This is a genomic window from Mesorhizobium sp. M5C.F.Ca.IN.020.29.1.1 (genome assembly GCF_003997375.1).
Lineage (GTDB): Bacteria > Pseudomonadota > Alphaproteobacteria > Rhizobiales > Rhizobiaceae > Mesorhizobium > Mesorhizobium wenxiniae.
In genome coordinates, this window is the sequence record NZ_RZSW01000304.1 from 1 (window position 1) to 7,511 (window position 7,511).

Consider the following 7,511-nt stretch of genomic DNA (forward strand, 5'->3'; position numbering starts at 1 on the left):
CAGTACCAGTATAGACGCACCGCGATCGGCGGTATCACCTCCTCGCGTTGCACGAACGAGGAAACCTATCTCGTTCAGAAGCTGGTGCGGCAAGGCTTCCGCAACAACAATGTCGATACCTGCGCGCGCGTCTGCCATTCGCCAACCGGCTACGGGCTCGGCCAGACCTATGGCACCTCGGCCGGCACGCAGGATTTCGACTCCGTCGATTACACTGACGTCGCCGTCATCATCGGCGCCAATCCCGCTTCCGCCCATCCAGTGTTCGCCTCGCGGCTGAAGAAGCGGCTGCGCCAGGGCGCCAAGCTGATCGTGCTCGATCCGCGTCGCACCGAGATGGTCAAGTCGGCACATATCGAAGCGGCCTATCACCTGCCGCTGAAGCCCGGCACCAATGTGGCAGTGCTGACAGCGCTGGCGCATGTCATCGTTACCGAAGGTCTTTTCGACGAAGCCTTCATCCGCGAACGCTGCGATTGGGCGGAATTCCAGGACTGGGCTTCTTTCGTCGCCTTGCCGGAAAACAGCCCAGAAACCGTCGGCAGATTGTCCGGCGTCGATCCCGAGCTGATCCGTGGTGCGGCACGTCTCTATGCCACCGGCGGCAATGGCGCGATCTATTACGGCCTCGGTGTGACAGAACACAGCCAGGGTTCGACCACGGTGATGGCGATCGCCAACCTCGCCATGGCCACAGGCAATATCGGCCGGCCGGGCGTCGGCGTGAACCCGCTGCGCGGCCAGAACAATGTGCAGGGCTCATGCGACATGGGTTCCTTCCCGCATGAGCTGCCGGGCTATCGCCACATCTCCGGCGAAGCCGTGCGCGACATCTATGAGAGCCTTTGGGGCGTGAAACTCGACGACGAGCCCGGCCTGCGCATCCCCAACATGCTGGACGCCGCCGTCGACGGTACCTTCAAGGGCATCTACATCCAGGGCGAGGACATTCTGCAGTCCGACCCTGATACCAAGCATGTCGCGGGCGGTCTTGCCGCGATGGAATGCGTCGTCGTGCACGATCTCTTCCTCAACGAGACCGCGAACTACGCGCATGTGTTCCTGCCGGGCTCGACCTTCCTCGAGAAGGACGGCAGCTTCACCAATGCCGAGCGCCGCATCAACATGGTGCGCAAGGTTCTGGAGCCAAAGGCGCGCTACGCCGACTGGGAGGCGACGCAGGAGCTTGCCCGCGCGATCGGGCTGGACTGGAACTACCAGCATCCTTCCGAGATCATGGACGAAATCGCCAAGACGACGCCAAGCTTCGCCAACGTCTCCTTCGAGCTGCTCGACCGTGTCGGATCGGTGCAGTGGCCCTGCAACGAGAAGGCGCCGCTCGGCACCCCGATCATGCATGTCGATGGTTTCGTGCGCGGCAAGGGTAAGTTCATCCGCACCGAATACGTGGCGACGGATGAAAGGACCGGGCCGCGTTATCCGCTGCTGCTCACTACGGGCCGGATCCTGTCGCAGTACAATGTCGGCGCCCAGACGAGGCGCACCGAGAATGTGATGTGGCACGCCGAGGACCGGCTGGAGATCCATGCGCACGACGCCGAGAACCGCGGCATCCGCGAAGGCGACTGGGTGCGGCTGGCGAGCCGTTCCGGCGAGACGACGCTGCGCGCGCTGATCACCGACCGGGTGTCGCCGGGCGTCGTCTATACGACCTTCCATCACCCAGACACGCAGGCGAATGTGATCACGACCGACTTCTCGGACTGGGCAACCAACTGTCCGGAATACAAGGTCACCGCCGTGCAGGTGACGCCGTCCAATGGCCCGACCGACTGGCAGAGGGACTATAACGAGCAGGCCCGCCAGAGCCGGCGCATCGCCCCGCTGGAAGCGGCGGAGTAGTCTTGGCCGTGCGCCGCAAAGCAACGACGCAGATATCGCGGCTGGCACACCGCGCCAGCGGCACTGCGGCCGCCAACCGCATGGTGCCGGAAGAGACGCCGGTGGCGTTCTCCTTCGCCGGCACCACGCATGCGGTGATGATGGCGAGCCCGGCCGACTTCGAAGATTTCGCGCTCGGCTTCTCGCTCACCGAGGGCATTATCGCTGCGCCAGAAGAGATCGAGGCGATCGAGGTCGAGTATCTCGGCGCCGGGATCGACATCCAGATCCGGTTGAAGGACCGGGCCAACACGCGCTTCCAGGCGCGGCGCAGACGGCTCGCCGGCCCCGTCGGCTGTGGGCTATGCGGTATCGAGTCGATCGAGGAAGCGATGCGTTCGGTCGACGCGGTCGGTTCGTCCAAGATTACGCTTAGTGTCGAGGACATCACCCGCTCGGCCAAGCTCTTGTTGAAGGTGCAGCCGCTGCACACGGAGACCGGAGCGGTACATGCCGCCGGCTTCTACGCGCCCGGCAAGGGCATCGTCATGGCGCGCGAGGATGTCGGCCGCCACAACGCCCTGGACAAACTCGCCGGTGCGCTGGCGAAAGCCGGTATCTCAGGTGCGTCGGGCGCGGTCGTGGTGACGTCGCGTGTCTCGGTGGAGATGGTGCAGAAGACGGCCGCCATCGGTGCTGCCATCATCATCGCCGTTTCGGCGCCGACCGCCCTTGCCATCCGCACGGCCGAGACCGCCGGAATGACGCTGGTGGCGCTGGTGCGCGGCGATGATTTCGATATTTTCACCCACCCTGACCGGGTGGTTTGCGGAGTTGCCAAGCATGTCGCATGACGAAGACCACATCACCAGCACCAGGGAAAAGTTGGTGCGCATGGCCAACCAGATCGCGGCCTTTTTCCATTCCAAACCGCGCGAAGAAGGCATTGCCGGCGTGGCCGAGCACATCAACAAGTTCTGGGAGCCGAGGATGCGGCAGCAGTTCTTCGAGATGCTGGACAGCGGCACCGAGAATTTCGACGAGCTCGTGGTGGCCGCTTCGGCCAGGATCAAGCGACCAAAGACGCCCGAGCAGGCTGACATGAGCCTTGGCTACACCCAGCCTACGCAGGCCGAAGCGCGGCCCGCTGAAATAGCCTAAAGCCCGTCGCATTTGAACGGATTCATGCGACGCGCTTTAAGTTCTTGTTTTTGGCGCATGTCGTTATCGCAAAACCGCTGCGCACTTTTGCGCGACATGCACTAGGAGCCGCCAAAGGGTCCTATATTCCAGTCCTCTAAAGTTTGGCTGCCGCAAACGGCTTGGCTCTGCCATGGTTGACGAAATCGTCTGGCCGGGCGGGGTCGTTGCGTGAGGCCGATCGAGACCAGATATGCCCATAGGGATAACGTGCGATCGCCTATCAGGTGGTCGGCCAGGGTTCATTCGATCTCGTTTTCGTGCCGGGCTTCATTTCCAATCTCGACCTGCACTGGGAAGACGAAGGCTACAGCCGGCTGCTGAAGCGGCTTTCAGCCTTCTCGCGGCTGATCCTGCTCGACAAACGCGGCACCTTCCAGGAGACTTGGCGGCTGCTGGTTGGGCACCATGGCGGCCGCACTGCAGGGACGCATGGCGAGATGATGATGTCGCGCTTCGACGGACCAGCGCGCGCCATACGCTGCGCGGTGGCGCTGCGTGATGCGGCACAGGGGATCGGCGTGGCCAACGCGCAGGGCGTGCATGTTGGCGAGATTGAATCGCGCGGGCGGCCAACGGGCTGACCGCGCGCGTGACGATGCAGCTCGCCGCCCAGGCCGCCCGCGGCAACATCCTGGCCGTCGACGGGGAGAAGGGAGACTACCGTGCGCAACCATCACATGGCGGACGGCCGTGTAGTCTTCCAAGGCATATAGTGACATGTCCTTGCCGTAGCCGGACTGTTTCAGCCCGCCATGCGGCATCTCATTGGTCAGCATAAAATGGGTGTTGATCCAGGTGCAGCCATATTGCAACCGAGCGGCTGTCGCCATGGCGCGCGAGACATCCTTGGTCCACACCGAGGACGCGAGGCCATAGTCGCTGTCATTGGCCCAGTTCACCGCCTCGTCGACCTCGGAAAAGCGGGTAACGGAGACAACCGGCCCGAATACTTCGCGGCGCACGATCTCGTCTTCCTGCAGCGCGCCGGCGACGACGGTTGGCTGGTAGAAGAAGCCGGAGCCCTCGCCCGGCTTGCCGCCGGTGGTGATCTCGATGTGCTTCAGTTCCGAGGCGCGCTCGACGAAGCTCGAGACGCGGTCGCGCTGGCGACGTGAGATGAGCGGCCCGATCTCGTTCTCGGTGTCGTCGGAGCGGTTGTATTTGATGGTCGAGACGGCGGAGGAAAGGTCGGCGACGAGCTTGTCGTAGATCTTCTTGCCGGCATAGATGCGGCAGGCGGCAGTGCAGTCCTGGCCGGCATTGTAGTAGCCGAAGGCGCGCAGGCCATTGATCACCGCGCCGAGGTCGGCATCTTCGAAGACGATAACCGGCGCCTTGCCGCCGAGTTCGAGATGCGTGCGCTTGACCGATTTGGCTGCTGCCTGCAGCACCTTCTTGCCGGTGGCGACGTCGCCGGTGATCGAAATCATGTTGACTTTCGGGTGGTTGATCAGCGTGTTGCCGACGCTGTCGCCGCGGCCGAGCACAACGTTGACGACACCTTCCGGCAGGATTTCAGCGAGGATCTTCGCCAGCTTCAGCGAGGTCAGCGGCGTCTGCTCCGACGGCTTGAAGACGACGGTGTTGCCGCCGGCAATCGCCGGCGCCAGCTTCCAGGCCATCATCATCAGCGGATAGTTCCATGGCGCGATCGAGGCGACGACGCCGATGGCATCGCGGCGGACCATAGAAGTGTGACCGGGGATGTATTCGCCGGCGATCTGGCCGGGCATCGAGCGGACAGCGCCGGCAAAGAAGCGGTAACAGTCGACGATCGCCGGGATCTCGTCGTTGAGCACGGCATTGATTGGCTTGCCACAATTGAGCGCCTCGAGGGCAGCGAAATCTTGTGCCGCGGCCTCGATGCGATCGGCGATTTTTAGGAGATAACCGGAGCGCTGCGCCGGTGTGGTGCGCGACCAGGTGACGAAGGCCCTTTCGGCCGCCAGCACCGCTGCCTCGATCTGCGCCTGGCTCGCTTCGGGCAGGTTGAGGATGGTCGCCCCGGTCTTCGGATTGAGGATTGGTTCCTCGGTTTCGGTGCCCTTCTCGAATTTCGAGCCGATCAGCATCTTGGTGTCCATGGAAGTCTCTCCCTTATGGATTCTTGACGTCATTTGCCCGAACCGGCGATCTGGTCGCCGTCGCGGGTGAGGTAATAGGCGACGAGGATGGGCAGCAGCGTCACCAGCACGACGACCATGGCGACGACATTGGTGACCGGGCGCTGGCGCGGACGGATCAGCTCTTCCAGCATCCAAATCGGCAGCGTCTGCTGCTGGCCGGCGGTGAAGGTGGTGACGATGACCTCGTCGAACGACAGCGCGAAGGCAAGCATGCCGCCGGCGAGCAGGGCGGTGGCGATGTTGGGCAGCACGACATGGCGGAAGGTCTGGAAGCCGTCGGCGCCAAGGTCCATCGATGCCTCGATCATCGAGCCGGAGGTGCGGCGAAAGCGGGCGACAGCGTTGTTGTAGACAACGACGACGCAGAAGGTGGCGTGGCCGAGCACGATCGTCCAGAACGAGAACGGAATCTCGGCCAGCGAAAAGGCTGAACGCAGCGCGATGCCGGTGATGATGCCGGGCAGCGCAATCGGCAGGATGACCAGCAGCGAGATGGTTTCGCGGCCAAAGAACCGTGTTCGCGACACGGCGGCCGCGCAGAGCGTGCCGAGGACCAGGGCGACGAGCGTCGAGATAGCGGCGACACGCACCGACAGCGACAGCGACTGCCACACGTCCGGGCGGTTCCAGGTGACGGCGAACCATTGCGTCGTCAGCCCCGGCGGCGGCCAGGCGAAGCTCCTTTCCTCGGTCGTGAAGGCATAGATGAAGATCAGGAATATCGGCAGATGCAGGAACAGCAAGCCGCAGGCAGCGGCGATCTTCAGGCCGAGAGGAGCGGATGGTGAGCCATCAGAGCGCATCGAAGGCCCCCATGCGCTTGGCGCCCCAGAGGTAGAAGCCCATGATGACGATGGGCACCACGGTGAAGGCGGCGGCGAGCGGGATGTTGCCGGCGGTGCCCTGCTGCGAATAGACGGCCTGGCCGATGAACAGCCGCGAGGTGCCGATGATCTGCGGGATGATGTAATCTCCGAGCGTCAGCGAGAAGGTGAAGATCGAGCCGGCGACGATGCCCGGGAGCGCCAGCGGGAACAGCACGTTGCGGAAGGTCTGGCCGGGAGAGGCCCCGAGATCGGACGAGGCCTCGACCAGATTGCCGGGCACGCGCTCGAGTGCCGCCTGCACCGGCAGGATCATGAAGGGCAGCCAGACGTAGACGAAGACGATGAAGGTGCCGGTGGACGACACCGACAGGGAATTACCGCCGACGATCGGCAGCGACAGCCAGGCATCGAGCAGCCATAGAAGATGCAGCTTTGCGAGCAGCCAGGTGAGGATGCCTTCCTTGGCGAGGATGAGCTTCCAGGCGTAAATCTTGACCAGATAGCTCGACCACAGCGGCAGCATGATGCCGAGATAGAACAGCGCCTTCCAGCGGCCGCGCGCATAGCGCGCCGCGTAATAGGCGGTGGGAAAGGCGATGATCGCGGAGGCGAACGTGACCAGGGCCGCCATCGTCACCGTGCGCAAGATGATGTCGAGATTTGCGGGCTGCAGCAGATCGCCATAGGTCTTCAGCGTGAATTCACGGTTGATGAGGCCGGAGAATTCGTCGATCGAGAAAAAACTTTGCAAGAGCAGTGCGAACAGCGAGCCGATATAGACGATGCCGAGCCACAGCACCGGCGGCAGCAGCATCAACAGCAGCAGGAGCTTGGGCCTGCGCCAGAACAGGTCCGACAGCGCGCCGCGCAAGCCGCGCGCGCGAGGAAGGAGGGCTGGGGCAGGTTTTGCCTGGGCAGCGGTCAGAGTCATGGCTTCTTCGACCGGTTGCGTTCCTTCGCGCCATGAAGCGCCTTGCCTTGGCTATTAGCGACAGTTGCCGAAAGCGCCATCATGCCGGCTCGTCCATAAGATGCAAATGCTCGCGGTTGAAGGTGAGCACGACCGCCTCACCGTCCTTCGGCAAGGCGGCACCGGCCGGCACGATCGCGTGCAGGCGCAAGCCGTCGGCGTCGAGCGCCAGTCTGGTCGTGGCGCCGAGATAATTGGTCGAGACGAGACGAGCGGCAACGCCATCGCCCTTCGCCGCCCGCCCGATGCGAATGGATTCAGGGCGCAGGCTGCCCCAGCGATGCTGGCCGGAATAACGCTGGACGAAATCCGGCGGCAGCACATTGGACGAGCCGACGAAATCGGCGACGAAGCGCGTCTTCGGACGCTGGTAGATGTCCTCCGGCGTGCCGATCTGCATGATCTTGCCGTCGTTGAAGACGGCGACGCGATCGGCCATCGACAGCGCCTCGCCCTGGTCGTGGGTGACGAAGACGAAGGTGATGCCGAGCGCCTTCTGCAGCGACTTCAGCTCCTCCTGCATGTTCTCGCGCAGTTTGAGGT

Annotated in this window: 6 protein-coding genes and 1 pseudogene; 3 read left to right on the forward strand and 4 right to left on the reverse strand. The window is 63.5% G+C overall.

Annotation, left to right across the window (positions count from 1 at the left end; genetic code table 11):
* The 3 genes from fdhF to EOA85_RS22040 form a co-directional block, all read left to right on the forward strand.
* The coding region (fdhF, locus tag EOA85_RS22030) for a formate dehydrogenase subunit alpha (protein ID WP_127211159.1) at positions 1–1,863 on the forward strand (1,863 nt) is incomplete at its 5' end.
* A 2-nt stretch (positions 1,864–1,865) separates the two neighbouring features.
* Complete coding sequence (gene fdhD / locus EOA85_RS22035) at positions 1,866–2,696, forward strand: formate dehydrogenase accessory sulfurtransferase FdhD (protein ID WP_127211160.1); 831 nt, start codon at positions 1,866–1,868, stop codon at positions 2,694–2,696.
* Entirely contained in the window at positions 2,686–3,003 is a 318-nt protein-coding gene (locus EOA85_RS22040) for a formate dehydrogenase subunit delta (RefSeq protein ID WP_127211161.1), read from the forward strand. Before fdhD ends, EOA85_RS22040 begins: the two co-directional genes overlap by 11 nt.
* A 701-nt stretch (positions 3,004–3,704) precedes the next feature.
* Here EOA85_RS22040 and EOA85_RS22050 read toward each other — a convergent pair.
* From EOA85_RS22050 to EOA85_RS22065, 4 genes and pseudogenes are all read right to left on the reverse strand, one after another.
* A pseudogene (locus EOA85_RS22050) lies at positions 3,705–5,129 on the reverse strand (gamma-aminobutyraldehyde dehydrogenase); the annotation flags it as partial.
* 29 nt (positions 5,130–5,158) lie between these two features.
* Positions 5,159–5,974: an ABC transporter permease gene (locus EOA85_RS22055; protein ID WP_127211162.1), complete on the reverse strand. Its 816-nt coding sequence runs from the start codon at positions 5,972–5,974 to the stop codon at positions 5,159–5,161.
* Entirely contained in the window at positions 5,964–6,929 is a 966-nt protein-coding gene (locus EOA85_RS22060; RefSeq protein ID WP_127211163.1) for an ABC transporter permease, read from the reverse strand. The genes EOA85_RS22055 and EOA85_RS22060 overlap by 11 nt, the downstream gene beginning before the upstream one ends.
* A 79-nt stretch (positions 6,930–7,008) precedes the next feature.
* The coding region (locus EOA85_RS22065; protein WP_164759798.1) for an ABC transporter ATP-binding protein at positions 7,009–7,511 on the reverse strand (503 nt) is incomplete at its 5' end.